The organism is Bacillus sp. ABA4_010, from assembly GCF_056159105.1.
Genome location: NZ_JBSWUN010000003.1, coordinates 186,473 through 201,210 on the forward strand (window position 1 = coordinate 186,473; position 14,738 = coordinate 201,210).

General features: G+C 41.1%; 14 protein-coding genes. All 14 read left to right on the forward strand.

What is annotated here, in order from left to right; translation table 11 throughout:
• Positions 1 to 100: 100 nt before the first annotated feature.
• The 14 genes from ACXAEO_RS02125 to uvrC all read left to right on the forward strand — a co-directional run bounded on the left by ACXAEO_RS02125 (position 101) and on the right by uvrC (position 14,720).
• A complete protein-coding gene (locus ACXAEO_RS02125) occupies positions 101 to 691 on the forward strand; it encodes a TetR/AcrR family transcriptional regulator (RefSeq protein ID WP_474877408.1) in 591 nt (196 codons plus the stop codon).
• Between the two features lie 41 nt (positions 692 to 732).
• Positions 733 to 1,506, forward strand: a complete 774-nt coding sequence (locus ACXAEO_RS02130) for an enoyl-CoA hydratase (RefSeq protein WP_474877410.1) — start codon at positions 733 to 735, stop codon at positions 1,504 to 1,506.
• A gap of 62 nt (positions 1,507 to 1,568) precedes the next feature.
• On the forward strand, positions 1,569 to 2,342 hold the full coding sequence (locus ACXAEO_RS02135; protein WP_474877413.1) for an electron transfer flavoprotein subunit beta/FixA family protein: 774 nt from the start codon (positions 1,569 to 1,571) through the stop codon (positions 2,340 to 2,342).
• 14 nt (positions 2,343 to 2,356) lie between these two features.
• The gene (locus tag ACXAEO_RS02140) at positions 2,357 to 3,337 is read left to right on the forward strand and encodes an electron transfer flavoprotein subunit alpha/FixB family protein (protein WP_474877415.1); all 981 of its coding nucleotides are present in this window, start codon (positions 2,357 to 2,359) and stop codon (positions 3,335 to 3,337) included.
• Between the two features lie 208 nt (positions 3,338 to 3,545).
• On the forward strand, positions 3,546 to 3,860 hold the full coding sequence (gene trxA, locus ACXAEO_RS02145; protein WP_474877418.1) for a thioredoxin: 315 nt from the start codon (positions 3,546 to 3,548) through the stop codon (positions 3,858 to 3,860).
• A gap of 138 nt (positions 3,861 to 3,998) precedes the next feature.
• Positions 3,999 to 5,213, forward strand: a complete 1,215-nt coding sequence (locus tag ACXAEO_RS02150; RefSeq protein WP_474877421.1) for a hypothetical protein — start codon at positions 3,999 to 4,001, stop codon at positions 5,211 to 5,213.
• 131 nt (positions 5,214 to 5,344) lie between these two features.
• The gene (locus ACXAEO_RS02155) at positions 5,345 to 6,292 is read left to right on the forward strand and encodes an NAD-dependent epimerase/dehydratase family protein (protein ID WP_474877424.1); all 948 of its coding nucleotides are present in this window, start codon (positions 5,345 to 5,347) and stop codon (positions 6,290 to 6,292) included.
• Between the two features lie 37 nt (positions 6,293 to 6,329).
• Positions 6,330 to 7,220 carry a lysylphosphatidylglycerol synthase transmembrane domain-containing protein gene (locus tag ACXAEO_RS02160; protein WP_474883911.1) on the forward strand — a complete coding sequence of 297 codons (891 nt, stop codon included), beginning with the start codon at positions 6,330 to 6,332 and terminating at the stop codon, positions 7,218 to 7,220.
• A complete protein-coding gene (locus ACXAEO_RS02165) occupies positions 7,217 to 8,686 on the forward strand; it encodes an alkaline phosphatase family protein (RefSeq protein WP_474877426.1) in 1,470 nt (489 codons plus the stop codon). Before ACXAEO_RS02160 ends, ACXAEO_RS02165 begins: the two co-directional genes overlap by 4 nt.
• Positions 8,679 to 9,425, forward strand: coding sequence for a glycosyltransferase family 2 protein (locus ACXAEO_RS02170; RefSeq protein ID WP_474877428.1), 747 nt, complete (start codon positions 8,679 to 8,681; stop codon positions 9,423 to 9,425). Before ACXAEO_RS02165 ends, ACXAEO_RS02170 begins: the two co-directional genes overlap by 8 nt.
• A gap of 114 nt (positions 9,426 to 9,539) precedes the next feature.
• Positions 9,540 to 10,292 (forward strand): hypothetical protein, encoded by a 753-nt coding sequence (locus ACXAEO_RS02175; protein ID WP_474877431.1) that lies wholly within the window; start codon positions 9,540 to 9,542, stop codon positions 10,290 to 10,292.
• Between the two features lie 30 nt (positions 10,293 to 10,322).
• Positions 10,323 to 11,291 carry an FTR1 family iron permease gene (locus ACXAEO_RS02180; protein ID WP_474877433.1) on the forward strand — a complete coding sequence of 323 codons (969 nt, stop codon included), beginning with the start codon at positions 10,323 to 10,325 and terminating at the stop codon, positions 11,289 to 11,291.
• A gap of 157 nt (positions 11,292 to 11,448) precedes the next feature.
• Positions 11,449 to 12,918, forward strand: coding sequence for a nucleoporin-interacting protein (locus ACXAEO_RS02185; RefSeq protein WP_474877435.1), 1,470 nt, complete (start codon positions 11,449 to 11,451; stop codon positions 12,916 to 12,918).
• Positions 12,919 to 12,947: 29 nt separating this feature from the next.
• Positions 12,948 to 14,720 (forward strand): excinuclease ABC subunit UvrC, encoded by a 1,773-nt coding sequence (gene uvrC / locus ACXAEO_RS02190; protein WP_474883913.1) that lies wholly within the window; start codon positions 12,948 to 12,950, stop codon positions 14,718 to 14,720.
• Positions 14,721 to 14,738: the final 18 nt, after the last annotated feature.

Below are 14,738 nucleotides of genomic sequence, written 5' to 3' on the forward strand. Positions count from 1 at the left end.
AAAAAGGATGGTCATCTTCCAGGTGAAGAATGTTCCTGTAAAATCAGGGACGGTATAGAAAGCAACCAGAAGAATGAATCAAACAAAGGGAGATAGCACATTGAAAAAAAATCGACCAAAATATAAACAAATTATTGATGCAGCGGTTGTGGTAATTGCAGAGCATGGGTATCACAATGCCCAAGTATCCAAAATTGCTAAACAAGCCGGTGTAGCAGATGGTACCATCTATTTATATTTCAAAAACAAAGAAGATATCCTTATTTCATTGTTCCAAGAAAAAATGGGGCAATTCATCGAAAAAATTGAAGAGGAAATTGCAGGAAAAACAAGGGCTGGCGAGAAGTTATACATGTTAATTGAAAAACACTTCATGCTTTTAGGAGAGGACCATGAACTGGCAGCGGTCACTCAATTGGAACTGAGACAATCCAATAAAGATCTTCGCTTGAAAATTAATGAAGTACTAAAAGGCTATTTGCATGTCGTAGACAGCATTTTGCAAACGGGAATTGAAACAGGAGAATTTGCGGACAACCTGGATATTCGTCTCGCACGACAAATGATCTTTGGCACGATTGATGAGACGGTGACGACTTGGGTCATGAATGAACATAAGTATGATCTCGTTTCATTGGCACCGAAAGTTCACCAGCTTCTTTTAACAGGATGTAACGGTTCTCGACTGTAAAGGAGAGAGCCGTTAGTCAAACATACATAAGGGGGGAGAGCATGAGCTTTTTACAAGTAAAGACGGCTGATTATGTAAGCGTCATCACGATTGATCGTCCTCCAGCCAACGCTTTGTCACAACAGTTGCTTCAAGAAATTTTAAGTGCATTAAAGGAACTGGAAAACCGTGACGATTCGAGAGTAATCGTTCTCAAAGGAGAGGGACGGTTCTTTTGTGCAGGGGCTGATATTAAAGAATTCACTACACTATCAAAGGGCGACGATTATCGGCAATTGGCCCAAAGTGGACAAGAGGTGCTGCAATATATTGAGTCATACCGAAAACCAATTATTGCTGCGATTCACGGTGCCGCTTTAGGGGGCGGGTTAGAATTGGCGATGAGCTGTCATATGCGATTCGTCAGTGAAACGGCCAAGATGGGATTGCCTGAATTACAGTTAGGCATCATTCCTGGCTTTGCTGGTACTCAGCGATTGCCTCATTATGTTGGAATAGGGAAAGCATGCCAAATGATGTTAACAAGCCGACCGATTACAGGCGTTGAAGCTGTGCAAGTAGGGTTGGCAGAAGAAGCTTATCCTGACGCTGATTTGTTTGCTAAAACGATGGAAACGGCTGCTGTCATCGCTAAAAAAAGTCCACGTTCCGTTTCGGCTGTGCTGGAACTTCTCCAATATGCCAAAACTGATTCGTTCTATAAAGGCGTTCAGAAAGAAGCGGAACGATTTGGAGACGTTTTTTCTTCAGCGGATGCAAAAGAAGGAGTGACAGCTTTTATTGAAAAGCGCGAACCTCATTTTAAAGGGGAATAATTTTTTAGTTAAAAAAGTAAGAATATTCATAATAAAAGGTGTATTTATGGGAGGGAAACTTGATGAACATTTATGTGTTAATGAAGCGTACGTTTGATACAGAAGAAAAAATTACGTTAAATAACGGCCGAATTGCTGAAGACGGCGCAGAGTTTATTATTAATCCGTATGACGAATATGCGATTGAGGAAGCCATTCAAGTACGAGATGCTCATGGCGGTGACATTACGGTGGTCACAGTCGGTGGTGAAGAAAGTGAAAAAGAGTTACGGACGGCTTTAGCAATGGGTTGTGACAAAGCTGCATTAATTAATATAGAAGATGATGTGGAATATGGGGACCAATATACGACAGCGAAAATTTTAGCCGAATTTTTAAAAGATAAAGAACCTGATTTAATTTTGGCAGGCAATGTAGCGATTGATGGGGGATCAGGGCAAGTGGGACCGCGCGTGGCTGAGTTGTTAAACATGCCTTACATTACGACCATTACGAAGCTTGAAATTGATGGAGAGAACGTGACCGTAACGCGTGATGTCGAAGGGGATTCAGAAATAATTGAGGCATCTTTGCCGCTTTTAGTGACGGCACAACAAGGGCTAAATGAGCCGAGATATCCATCTTTGCCTGGAATTATGAAAGCCAAGAAAAAGCCGCTTGAAGAATTAGAGCTAGATGATTTGGATTTAGGTGAAGAAGATGTAGAAGCCAAAACAAAAACGATTGAGATTTATCTTCCAGCGAAAAAAGAAGCCGGAAAAATTTTGTCGGGAGAACTGGGGGAGCAAGTGAAGGAATTGGCACAACTTTTACGATCTGAAGCAAAAGTTATTTAATGGGGGGATGAAGAATGGCACGTAAAGTTTTAGTATTAGCAGAGGTAAGGGATTCTGTCCTACGAAATGTTTCGTTTGAAGCAATCGCTGCAGGTAAGACGGTAGCAGAAGGAGGAGAGGTGGTCGGTGTTCTAGCAGGGGACGGTGTGAACGGCTTGGCAGCTGAATTAATAGCATATGGAGCTGACCGTGTCGTAACGGTTGAAAGCAGTCAATTAGCGAACTATACGCCTGATGGCTATGCACAAGCATTTTTAGCAGTGGTTGATGCGGAAAAACCAGAAGCTATTGTGATGGGCCATACGGCGCTAGGAAAAGACTTATCACCAAAGGTGGCGGCGAAACTAAACAGTGGTTTAATTTCTGATGTGACGGCATTAGAAGCAGCAGGCGGCAACCTCGTATTTACACGCCCTATTTATTCGGGCAAAGCGTTTGAAAAGAAAATTATTACGGATGGCCTCATGTTTGTGACAATTCGTCCGAATAATATTGCACCGCTTCAAAAAGATGATGCCCGCAGCGGGGATGTTACGTCTGTTCAAGTAGACATTAAAGATTTACGTACGGTTGTGAGAGACATTGTACGAAAAGCTTCGACCGGTGTCGATCTATCAGAGGCAAAAGTCGTCATAGCAGGAGGGCGCGGTGTTAAGAGTGAAGATGGATTTAAGCCGCTGCAAGAGTTAGCGGACGTCCTTGGCGGAGCGGTTGGAGCATCGCGAGGGGCTTGTGATGCGGAATATTGTGATTATTCTCTGCAAATTGGTCAAACGGGTAAAGTTGTGACCCCGGATTTATATATTGCGTGCGGCATCTCTGGTGCGATCCAGCATTTAGCGGGTATGTCGAATTCGAAGGTGATTGTCGCCATTAATAAAGATCCAGAAGCGAATATTTTTAAAGTGGCAGACTATGGAATTGTTGGAGATTTATTTGAAGTCGTTCCATTGCTGACAGAAGAGTTTAAAAAAATGAAGGTTCATTCTTCGTAACGCTTCATAGGCATCAGGGGCACTAGTGAGGATAACGAGAAAGTTTAATAAAGAGGAAAAACGGGCAAAGTATAATGACCCGTTTTTCTTATGTTTCCTTTATTTTTTAAGGGAATAATCAGCATGAAGCAAATAAATAGCACTGCATAATATAAGATGTTATACTGTGGTTAGTTTTTAATAATGGTTAATGTTAGGAGGAATTACAATGGCAATTGTAAAAGCGACAGATCAAACATTCAATAATGAAACAACAGAAGGTTTAGTACTTGTGGACTTTTGGGCTCCTTGGTGCGGACCTTGTAAAATGATTGCTCCTGTGTTAGAAGAATTAGACACAGAAATGGGCGATAAAGTAAAAATCGTGAAAGTAGACGTAGATGAGAACCAAGAAACGGCTGCTAAATTCGGTATCATGAGTATCCCAACTTTACTTGTATTCAAAGATGGAGAAGTAGTCGATAAAGTAGTTGGCTTCCAACCGAAAGAAGCGTTAGCTGATCGTTTATCTCAACACGCATAAAAAGATGCTGCCTTTAGGCAGCTTTTTTTTATGTAATATTATAAAAATTATTAAGAGAGGATTGACAGTGATAATCGTTCTCTCTATAATAATAAACGTGAATGAAAATCATTATCAATATGGGCGGGAGAGATACATATGCAAAAGAAAACATCAATGACATTAGTCGCAAGTATGCTACTTGCAGGGGGAGTATTAGCTGGATGTAACAATGCAGCTGAAGAAGCAACGACAGAAGAAACAAAGACTGAGGAAACAGCGGCTGAAACGACAGAGCAAGCGGCTGAAACGAAAGAAGTAGCCATTGAAGAAACAACAGCAGGCAAGCAAGTAAAAGCATATCAAGATATGAAAGCTGAAGCTGAAAAAGCAAAAGAAGGGCAAGAAGTAGATTGGGACAAAGTATCTCAATTATATACAGAGAACCTTCAAGGTGCTGTGAATGAATTAAATGGCGAATTTGACCAAGCAATCCAAGCAGCGGTTGCAGCAGGAAAAAATCAAGAGCTTGATGCTAATATCGCGCGTCAGCTAATGGATAAAACAACACAAGCTTATTTCTATCAAAAGCAAAAAGCTTTACATAAAGAAATCGCAGCAGCATTAGAAGCGAAAGATGCTGAACAAGCAAAAGCCCTTTTCGCAGAGCTAAAGCATGTGATTGCACAAGTAATCGTACCGACGGCTGAAAAACGTGACAGCCTTTATGAATTATCTGGAGAAGCAAGCTTAGTTGAAAACATTAACGCAGGCTTAGCAACACAGGAAGAAGCATTGAATGCAGGAAATGCAGAAGATTACGGTGTGTATACACAATTAACGGATAAGTCGATTTACCGCAGCTATTATTTAGCAGCTAATTCTTACGCGAAGAAAGTAGAAGACGCAGCGAAAGAAGGAAAAGATGAGATTGAGCTTCAAAATATGCAAGCAGAAGGCTGGGGCTTCCTTCAAGCGATTAAAGGTTCATTATCTGGTGGAGACGAAGCGGCTGCTCAACGTTTAGATGAGATTTTCACATTGAACGTGACGAAAGCTGCTGATGTGAAAGCAGACGAAGTAAACAGCTTGTTTACAAAAGCAATTGTTGGAAAAATTAGCGGATACCACAGCAAAGTACCTGAAGCTCTTGAGAAAAATGAATTAGCAGAAGCGAAAACAGAAGCGCTTGAAGCGAATATGTTCTTGAAAGCTCTTGAAATTACAGGAAGCGAAAAAATTGGTGAAGAGGCATTTAAAGCTGCTTTAACTAAAGGTGAAGAATGGTACAACGCAGTAGCGGACAACAAAAAAGAAGAAGCAGATGCTCTTAGCAAAGAAATCTTGACGGTTGTGGACCAGTTAGTAAAATAATAAAGATTGAACGAGAAAAAGCCGCTGTGATGCGGCTTTTTTCCTGTTAGTCAGATTTGGAAATTGCATAAACGGAAACGAACAGATACCATAGAATTTATGAGTTTATATACAGCAAAGAGGTGTCGGTTGTGAAGGTGTTAATTACAGGGGGCGCAGGCTTTATTGGTTCCCACTTAAGCAGGCGCTTTATCGAAAATGGTCATGAAGTCACCGTCGTTGATATGTTGCATCCGTATTATTCGGTTGAACGAAAGAAAAAGCAGCTTCAATTTGTGGAAGAAGCAGGCTCGTTTTCTTTTTTCTCCTTTAATCTATTAGATGAAGTGAAAACAAGGCAAATCTTTGAAGAGACCAAACCAGAATGTGTGATCCATCTGGCGGCTATTCCCGGTGTGATGCCTTCATTGGAGCAGCCTTTGGAATATGTCGATTACGATGTGAAAGCGACGGTTAATGTGTTGAAAGCAGCAGGCGAGACGGGCGTGCAGCATGTGTTGTTTGCTTCGTCTTCTTCCGTTTATGGAAACCAGCAAGCAGGTCCTGTTAAGGAAGAAGCGGCAACGGGACATGTCATTTCTCCTTATGCCGCTGCTAAACATAGTGCGGAATCTTTTTGTCATGCTTATCAGCATATATATGGCTTTCAATTGACCATTTTGCGCTTTTTTACCGTGTATGGACCGTGGGGAAGGCCGGATATGGCGATGGCTAAATTTATTCAAGCCGCGATGACAGGTGAGCCAATTGTCCTTTATGGAACAGAAACAACGCGTGATTATACGTACATTGACGATATCATCAATGGCATTGAAGCATCTGTCTTTCATGAGCATCAATCGGAAATTTTTAATTTAGGTTCTTCCCATCCGGTTGCGATTGAGCGTTTTGTCGATATTTTATCTTCATTTTTCCCTCGTCTTCAATATATTCAGCAAGAGAAACGAACAGGAGACGTTGAGCATACATGGGCCGACATTACGAAAGCCCGTCAGTTACTGGGCTATCAGCCTCAATTCACGATTGAAGAGGGCATTAAACGAACAGTAGATTGGTTTAAACAGTATGAAGCGAAGTAAAAAGCTATTCATAACTGTGAGTATGATCCTTATGCTCATGTTCGGCTATATTTCTTGGCGAGCGTTCGATTGGACGAACGTAAAGGAATCTTTTTCGGGATTATGGCTTCAACCGGGGTGGCTTTTGTTCATGCTTTTATTTTATACAGGAGCATTTTGGCTCAGGGCTGTAGCGTGGCGAATGTATATGAATGGGAAAATTACACGTTCTAGTGCGGTCGCAGCTCTTTTTTATAGTCTTCTGTTAAACCATTTGCTTCCCGTTAAAGGAGGCGACATGGTGCGGATTGGAATCATTCATCATAAAAATAAAAATATAACCATGGCGGAGGCTATCCATTCTGTTGTCGTGATGAGAGGACTAGATGTCCTTTGCCTCCTTGGCATATCAGCTGTCGGTATTTATACGGTAGCAGGCTATCTTCCGTTTTCTCCCCCTGCCCCTTTTTTATGGACAGGTATCTTGGTGGTCGGTAGTGTCTTTGCTTATATGATGAAGACATCTACTCATATGTGGAGGAAGCAGTGGACATTGCTAAAAGATGGGGTAGTGACGAAACGTTTTCCGCTTTTGCTGCTTCTCATTATTATGAGCTGGGTTTGTGAAGGAGCGGTCGTATTTGGAACGATTCATGCGGCAGGCCATTCCCTATCCATCCTAGAAAGCGTATGGGTCAACAGTATGACAGTCGGAGGACAAGTCTTTCAGGTGACGCCGGGAGGGATAGGGACGTACGAAACGGTCATGAGCGGTGCGTTAGTGTTACTTAACTTCTCGTTAACAGATAGTTATACGATGGCGTTGACGAGTCATGTGTATAAATTTATCTACTCTTATGCCGCAGGTGTACTTTTGTTATTGTCTATGCCAGTGTCAATGAAACAATTACGAATATGGATGAAAAAGAAAGGAGAGGAATTATCATGAAAAAAGCATCAAGCTTTGAAAAAGTGGCGGCAAGATGTTGGAACCTTCTAAATGAAGGGAAACCGTTCACCCCAATTTTTGTTGTGGGAACAATGCTGCTGTTTTCGATTGGCCAATGGGGGAACAGCTCGTTTATCCCAGCCCTTGCAGTGAGCTTTTTACTGGTCGTCCCTTTGTTAGCTTTATATTTTATTTATGATTTTCCGTTATTTTTGCGTAATTATTTGTGGATTCCTTTTATTGTTTATTTAGTCATATGGAATGAGACGCCGATCTCTTTATGGTTGTTTGCGATTGGATTGTATTTCTTTTTCACCGTCTTTTTTTGGGGGACGCTCTACTACCATCTTCGGATTGGAACGTCATGGCTGAACTTTACCCGCTTTTGGAAACTTGTATTAAAAAATAGCGATTCAACGAGCGGAAATGCGCAAGAGCAAATGCCGAAATTTTTGCTTGTTTTATCGGTTTGGATGCATTATTGTCAGCAGTTTCTTGCCACAGGCATCCAATTAGACAGCGGAGAAGGCATGAAGTTGTTTGGCTTTTATGTATTTGTCCTGCTCTTTTCATTCGTGCTTCATCGAAATTTATTTGATTGGAAGCCGAAAATGGTGCCGACCTATACGGAAGGCCCTCAGCCTGAGCGAGCGTTAAGTGATAAAGTAGTGGTGCTAGTTGTCGATGGAATGCGGAAGGAACGTTTTGAAGAAGCGAATACTCCATTTTTGGACAAGCTTCGTCGCAATGGAACGGACTACGCACAAATGGAAACCGTGTATCCGGCACGTACGGTCGTCTGTTTTTCTTCTATGTTTACAGGCACATATCCGTTTGAGCATGGCATTAAGTCCAATATGGTTTGGAAGCTTGGGATTAAAGTAGAAAGCATTTTCGATTCCTTACGTAAAGTGAATAAAAAAGGTAGATTACTAGGAATTGCCCATTTAGTCGATTCAATGGGAGATGATGTTGAAACGGTGACGGCCGTCATGCATAACGATGTAGCAGACCGAAACATTATCGAACGGGCTAAACACATTATGAAAGAGCAAGACCCAGACTTGTTTGTTGTCCAGCTAATCGGTACAGACCAAACTGGTCACAGCCGAGGTGTGCTGTATGATGAATACATTCAAAAAATTGAAGAAGCAGATGCCTTGCTTCAAGAATACGTTGAGTGGCTGGAACAAGAAGGAAAAATGAAGAATACGACCTTAATTGTATGTGCAGACCATGGACAAGCAGACGGAATCGGAGGACATGGCCATCTAGATGAAGGGGAACGTTACGTACCGTTCTTTATGCACGGACCGAATATTAGGAAGGGCCATGTAGTCAATGAAAAACAAAGTCTCGTGTCAGTAGCCCCGACGATCTCGTATTTACTTGGTGCACCGTACCCAAGCCATAGCCGAGGCCCTGTCTTAATCGATGCAATCGAAAGGAGAGAGGACGTTGAGTAAGCAACAAGTGATTGTATTTTTACCTGCTTATAACGAAGAGGCGGCCATTGGAGAAGTGATTTCCCGCATTCCGCGCCATTTTCATCCACAAGTAGACGTAAAGGTACTTGTAATTGATGACGGTTCAACAGATGCAACGGTAGAAGTGTCTAAAAAAGCGGGAGCGGATTTTATCGTTTCCAATAAAGGAAATCACGGATTGGGCGCGGCTGTTCGACTAGGGCTTTCGGAATGTGTGAAGCGAGGTGCCGACATTGGGGTCATGCTTGATGCGGATAATGAATATCCTGCCGAGCAAATACCAGAGTTGCTAGCTCCTATTTTCCAAGGAGAAGCAGATTACACAATGGGGTCCCGTTTTATGGGGACCATTGATGGCATGAAAGTCCACCGTCGACTTGGAAACTATTGTTTTACGTTATTGCAATGTCTTTTGCTGAAAACATGGATTCGTGACGGTCAGTCAGGGATGAGGGCATTTACGAGACAAGCGATGCAAAAGGCAGAGATCATTCATGATTACAATTATGCGCAAGTGTTGACCTTGAATTTAGTGCGAAAAGGTTTTCGGATGAAAGAAGTGCCGATTCGTTATCAAGTGCGCAAAACCGGTCAATCTTTTATTAAATTTCATGCATATATGACATCCGTTTTGCCAGCTGTGTGGAAAGAAATGACTCGACCTGTCAATCAAGAAACCGTTGTGAAAGATGCTCACTTATTTAAAAAATTAAGCTAAGTTCACTTGAATGTGAGAGGAGAGAAACAAAGGATTTCCTCCTCTTTTTTTTCAGACAATTTATTGACAAGACGGTTGATAATTATTATCATTATCAATGTGGGGGAATGTAAAATGAAAAAAGGATTGCTTTTTTGGATTTTAATAGTATTGTTGTTTGCTCCTCTATCAACGAATCAAGCATATGCTTATTCTTACGGTGATCCAGGAGAAGAACAGCTAGCGGAAGCTTATAAAGAATTAGATAATTATTTACAGCAAGATGATTGGGAAAATGCCCGTGCTGTTTATAATACATATGAAAAGGAGTTCGATTTATATTTTACAAAAACAAAGGCTCCGATTGAAGCGGGATTTGAACAAAAAGACAAAGAGCTTGTGTTGCAATCATATCAATATGCACTATTGTTAAATATTGAACGCCGTCTTCACTTTGCAGAAGAGCAATTTGATGATTATGGGCAAGCAAAACTGCTGTTAGCTAAAGCGCGCGGAACGTTCAGTGTATTAGAGCCGCTTTTAGTAGAAAAAACGAACCAAGAGACAGCGGAAGCGATTTATAAAGCGTTTGATGAGGCATTGACCTCTTTAGGAAATCCGGGACTGTTTGGAATTGGCAGTCAAACGAATGATTTGGATGCTTTTACCGAGAAAAAAACATTCATTCTAACAGAGCTCCAAAATAATTTCCAGCTCCCGAATGAAGACCAAAAGGATGAAAGCCACTTAACAGAGGAAAACTTAGGGTTTCTTGGGGGAAGTGGGGAAGAAGGGAATTCCAAACTGTGGCTCATGTTTACAGTTGGACTATTCGTTGTGTTTGTTGGACTTATTGCCTTTAATAAAATGAAGAAAAAGAAAGACTGATAGTTTCTTTTACAAAGAGGGGGAATGACAGTGGATTTCCAGGCGTTTTTGATTACATTGCGGGAAGCGCTCGAAGCCATTTTGATTGTCGGCTTAATTTTATCTTATTTGACTCGTTTAAATGCCAATCAATATAAAAAATGGGTGTATGTTGGTGTCGGTTTGGCTCTTATTAGCGCATTTGTAGTAGCGCTCATCTTTCAAGTTGTATTCACAGGCTTTGCAAGTTTCGGGTCTGAAGTGTATCTAAAGGTAACCATCATGTTTGCCTCAGTCATTTTGTTGAGTCATATGGTGGTGTGGATGAAAAGCCAAACAAAAGATGTGAAGTCCGATATGCAGGATAAAATCAATGCCGCGGTCACAGCAGGAAGCGTATCGGCTATGATTATTCACTCTTACTTAATTGTCCTTCGAGAAGGTGTTGAAACCGTCTTTTTCTTTGCTGCCATCAGCGGAGGAGATGTGACGGAAGTATTTCAAAGCTATGGAGCGATCAGCGGTCTCTTATTAGCATTAATCATTGGCTATTTGTTCTTCTCAGGAACGATGAAATTTTCTTTAAAATCATTTTTTAACGTAACCGGCATTTTAATTATGTTTATTGCTGCTGGATTATTTGTTCAAGGAATTGGTGTGTTACAAGACCTTGGAAAAATGGGCTCACTTGTGGAAACAGCAGAAGGAAAACCACAGGAAATGTACAACATTGTCCATATTATGCCAGAACATTACCAAGATGAACTTCATTACGAACGGGATACAGGGAATGAAACATTGGTGAGCGGGCAGGTCGGCTTATTCATGGCAGCGATGTTCGGTTACAGCCATAACCCATCATTTGAACAAGTAGCCGCTTATTGGTCTTATTTCCTCTTTATCTTCGTCATGATTAAAGTGCTCGGACGAGGAAAAATTACCTTTTCGTTTCTCCAGAAGAAAAAAGATGGAGTGGCGACGACAAGTAAAGATGCTTCAAAATCGATTAGCGCTTCATAAGGGAAATATCCACTGTCAAAAAAAGAACTCGCCATTAGTTGCGAGTTCTTTTTTATGCAGGTAGCTTCTGTTTTGCAACAATAGCTGAAGGTTGTAGGTTCTTTTTCGTTTTCTTAAGATAAAAGATAGTGATGGAGAAAGGGTAAAGGTATAAAAGATGAAAAATAAATTAAGGCAAGGGGCAGCGGCAATAGCTGTGCTCGTGATTGCCGTAATTTCAGTCATGCGTTTTATTTATGCAGTGAACATGCCAAGAACATGGGATGAAGTCGACTTTTCACTTGCATTGTCAGAGTTTGATTTGTTGGCAATGCAACCCCATTTCCCAGGGTATCCTTATTTTATTCTCGGGGGGATGCTATTCCATTTGGGCGTAGAAGAGCCTGCGAAAGCACTCGCTTCTTTTAATGTTGCAGCAGGACTTTTAGCATCGATTCCGCTTTATTTAATTGGAAAGCGATTTTTGACGTCCCTTCAAAGTATTTGGATGGTTGCTTTCATTCAAGCGCTCCCATTTTTATCTGTGAATATGTCCATTCCAATGTCCGAGGGAGCCGCTTTTGCTTTTTTATGGTGGTATATTTGGGCGCTGCTAGAGGCAAAAAAGAAGGATCGTTTTTTCTTTCACCTGCTAGCTTCTTTTTTCTTTAGCCTATTAATGGGAATTCGTTTATCTTATCTTTTATTTGGAGTCGGGCTTTTGCTTTTATGGTATTTTGATTGGAGAAAGCATCGCAGGTTGGCTAGATTGGCTGTATTCATCGGAGCAGCGGCAGCCTTTCAATTCATCTGGGTCGCTGCTTTAGCCTCAACAGAAGGAGGGTTTCTTCCTTTTTTTCAGCTGGCATGGTCATTTACAGCAGGGCATTTCGGTGATTGGGGAGGCGCGATCTCAACCGAGCAGCAATCAATTGGCGCACGGTTTATGCTGCTTTTGTTTTATAATTTCTTTTGGGTTGGATTATGCGGCAAGTCATGGGCAGTCTGTTTTGGTTATCTCGTCCTCTTTCTTTGGCTTATAGTGAAAAGACCGTCTTTACGAAACATCTATAAGCAAGAGCTATTTTGGCTTGGAGTTTGTTATTTATTATGGGCTTTTTTTGCGCAAAATGTAGAAAAGCCGAGACACATTCTCCCGTTGCCTGCTTTTTTTATCATCTTTATCTTTTATTCATTGAAAAAAGCAGGAAGTTTACGCATTGGATATGGCATGATGGTGGTCATAGTCGCGTTTCAGCTTGTGACGACGTTCCAGTGGCTACAAGAGCAGCATGGGGAAGAACATGCTGTTTATCAAATGGCGGATTATTTGGAAAAACAACGAAGTTCGCTTATTGTTTATACGTGGGAAGAAACAAGGGTATTGCAATATATGGACGTCCCGTTTCAGCATAAGCGCATTCAAACGTTTGACTATTTTTTACAAGATATACGACATAGCAACTATGATACAATTTTTGTTACGAATCATGTTTTAAAAGGATTTGAGGCACAGGGAATTGATATGGCTGATGACATAGAGGAAATCACAACCTTTACATCCAATCCATTATTTGATCCTGTTTATCATGAAATTGTGTTGTATAAAGTAAAGCGTTCAGTGAACGAACCATTCATTGTACAATAAAGGGATATATATGAATAGAGGTGAAAATGGTGCACGGACATTTAAAAGAAAAACTGGCCATTTTGCCCGACCAGCCGGGATGTTACTTAATGAAAGACCGGCATGGAACGGTCATTTATGTCGGGAAAGCAAAAGTGTTAAAAAACCGGGTGCGCTCTTATTTCACAGGAAGTCATGACGGAAAGACGCTTCGCCTAGTTAATGAAATTGTTGATTTTGAATATATTGTCACGTCTTCTAATATCGAGGCACTCATTTTAGAGATGAATTTAATTAAAAAGCATGACCCGAAGTACAATGTTATGCTAAAGGATGATAAAAGCTACCCGTTTATTAAGATTACCGGGGAGAAGCAGCCTCGTCTCATTATTACGCGGAAAGTTAAAAAAGATAATGGGAAATATTTTGGACCTTATCCGAATGCGCAAGCAGCGAATGAAACGAAAAAGTTGCTAGACCGCATTTATCCGTTGCGAAAATGTTCGACTATGCCGGATCGAGCCTGCTTATATTATCATATCGGTCAATGCCTCGCTCCATGCGAAAAAGAAGTATCGATGGAGCAAAACAAAGCGATTGTCGATGATATTACCCGCTTTTTAAATGGAGGGTATAAGCAAGTAAAGGAAGAGCTAACAGATAAAATGATGAAAGCATCAGAGGAATTGGATTTTGAACGGGCGAAAGAATACCGAGATCAAATTGCTTATATTGAGGCGACGATCGAAAAGCAAAAGATGATGCTCGGGGATTTTGTGGACCGAGATGTATTTGGTTATTCGTATGATAAAGGCTGGATGTGTATTCAAGTGTTCTTCATCCGTCAAGGAAAATTGATTGAACGAGATGTTTCAATGTTTCCTTTTTATAATGAACCAGAAGAAGACTTTTTGACATTTATCGGCCAATTTTATCGTCAAAGCAACCATTTTAAACCGAAGGAAATTTTCTTGCCGCACAATATCGATGCGGCACTTGTGGAACAGCTACTTGAAGTAGATGTTCATCATCCGAAGCGAGGAAAGAAGAAAGAGCTTGTGGAACTCGCTGAAAAAAATGCTAAAATAGCACTCAAAGAAAAGTTTTTCTTAATTGAACGTGACGAAGAACGGACCATTAAAGCGGTTGAACAGCTTGGGCAACAGCTCGACATTGCTGTTCCCCATCGCATTGAGGCATTTGATAATTCCAATATTCAAGGAACCGATCCTGTTTCGGCTATGATTGTATTTATCGATGGGAAGCCGGCGAAAAAAGAGTATCGAAAATATAAAATTAAAACGGTAGAAGGACCTGATGACTATGACTCGATGCGGGAAGTGGTCCGCAGACGATATAGCCGTGTACTAAAAGAAAATTTGCCTCTGCCTGACCTAATTATCGTAGATGGCGGAAAAGGACATTTGGCCGCTGTGGAGGATGTATTAGAAAATGAATTAGGTTTGTTTATTCCGACAGCTGGTCTTGTGAAAGATGATAAGCATCGTACCTCCAATTTATTAATGGGCCAGCCGCCTGAAATCATTTCTTTAGAGCGAAACAGCCAGGAGTTTTATTTATTACAGCGAATTCAAGATGAAGTTCATCGCTTTGCCATTACATTTCACCGTCAAGTTCGCTCCAAGTCTGCTTTTCATTCGGTTTTGGATGATATTCCAGGCGTCGGGGAAAAACGTAAAAAAGAGCTATTAAAGCATTTCGGTTCCATGAAACGTCTAAAAGAAGCGACAGTGGAAGAAATTCAAGAAGCGCGCATTCCGAAAAATGTAGCGGAAATTATTTTTGAGAAATTAAAAAATTAAGGTTGATGTCCTAAAAGA

What these genes read in the sequence shown, in the direction of transcription:
- ACXAEO_RS02130 (WP_474877410.1), top strand. Translation starts at nt 733, where the DNA reads ATGAGCTTTTTACAAGTAAAGACGGCTGATTATGTAAGCGTCATCACG.
- ACXAEO_RS02135 (WP_474877413.1), top strand. Translation starts at nt 1,569, where the DNA reads ATGAACATTTATGTGTTAATGAAGCGTACGTTTGATACAGAAGAAAAA.
- ACXAEO_RS02140 (WP_474877415.1), top strand. Translation starts at nt 2,357, where the DNA reads ATGGCACGTAAAGTTTTAGTATTAGCAGAGGTAAGGGATTCTGTCCTA.
- trxA (WP_474877418.1), top strand. Translation starts at nt 3,546, where the DNA reads ATGGCAATTGTAAAAGCGACAGATCAAACATTCAATAATGAAACAACA.
- ACXAEO_RS02150 (WP_474877421.1), top strand. Translation starts at nt 3,999, where the DNA reads ATGCAAAAGAAAACATCAATGACATTAGTCGCAAGTATGCTACTTGCA.
- ACXAEO_RS02160 (WP_474883911.1), top strand. Translation starts at nt 6,330, where the DNA reads ATGTTCGGCTATATTTCTTGGCGAGCGTTCGATTGGACGAACGTAAAG.
- ACXAEO_RS02165 (WP_474877426.1), top strand. Translation starts at nt 7,217, where the DNA reads ATGAAAAAAGCATCAAGCTTTGAAAAAGTGGCGGCAAGATGTTGGAAC.
- ACXAEO_RS02175 (WP_474877431.1), top strand. Translation starts at nt 9,540, where the DNA reads ATGAAAAAAGGATTGCTTTTTTGGATTTTAATAGTATTGTTGTTTGCT.
- ACXAEO_RS02185 (WP_474877435.1), top strand. Translation starts at nt 11,449, where the DNA reads ATGAAAAATAAATTAAGGCAAGGGGCAGCGGCAATAGCTGTGCTCGTG.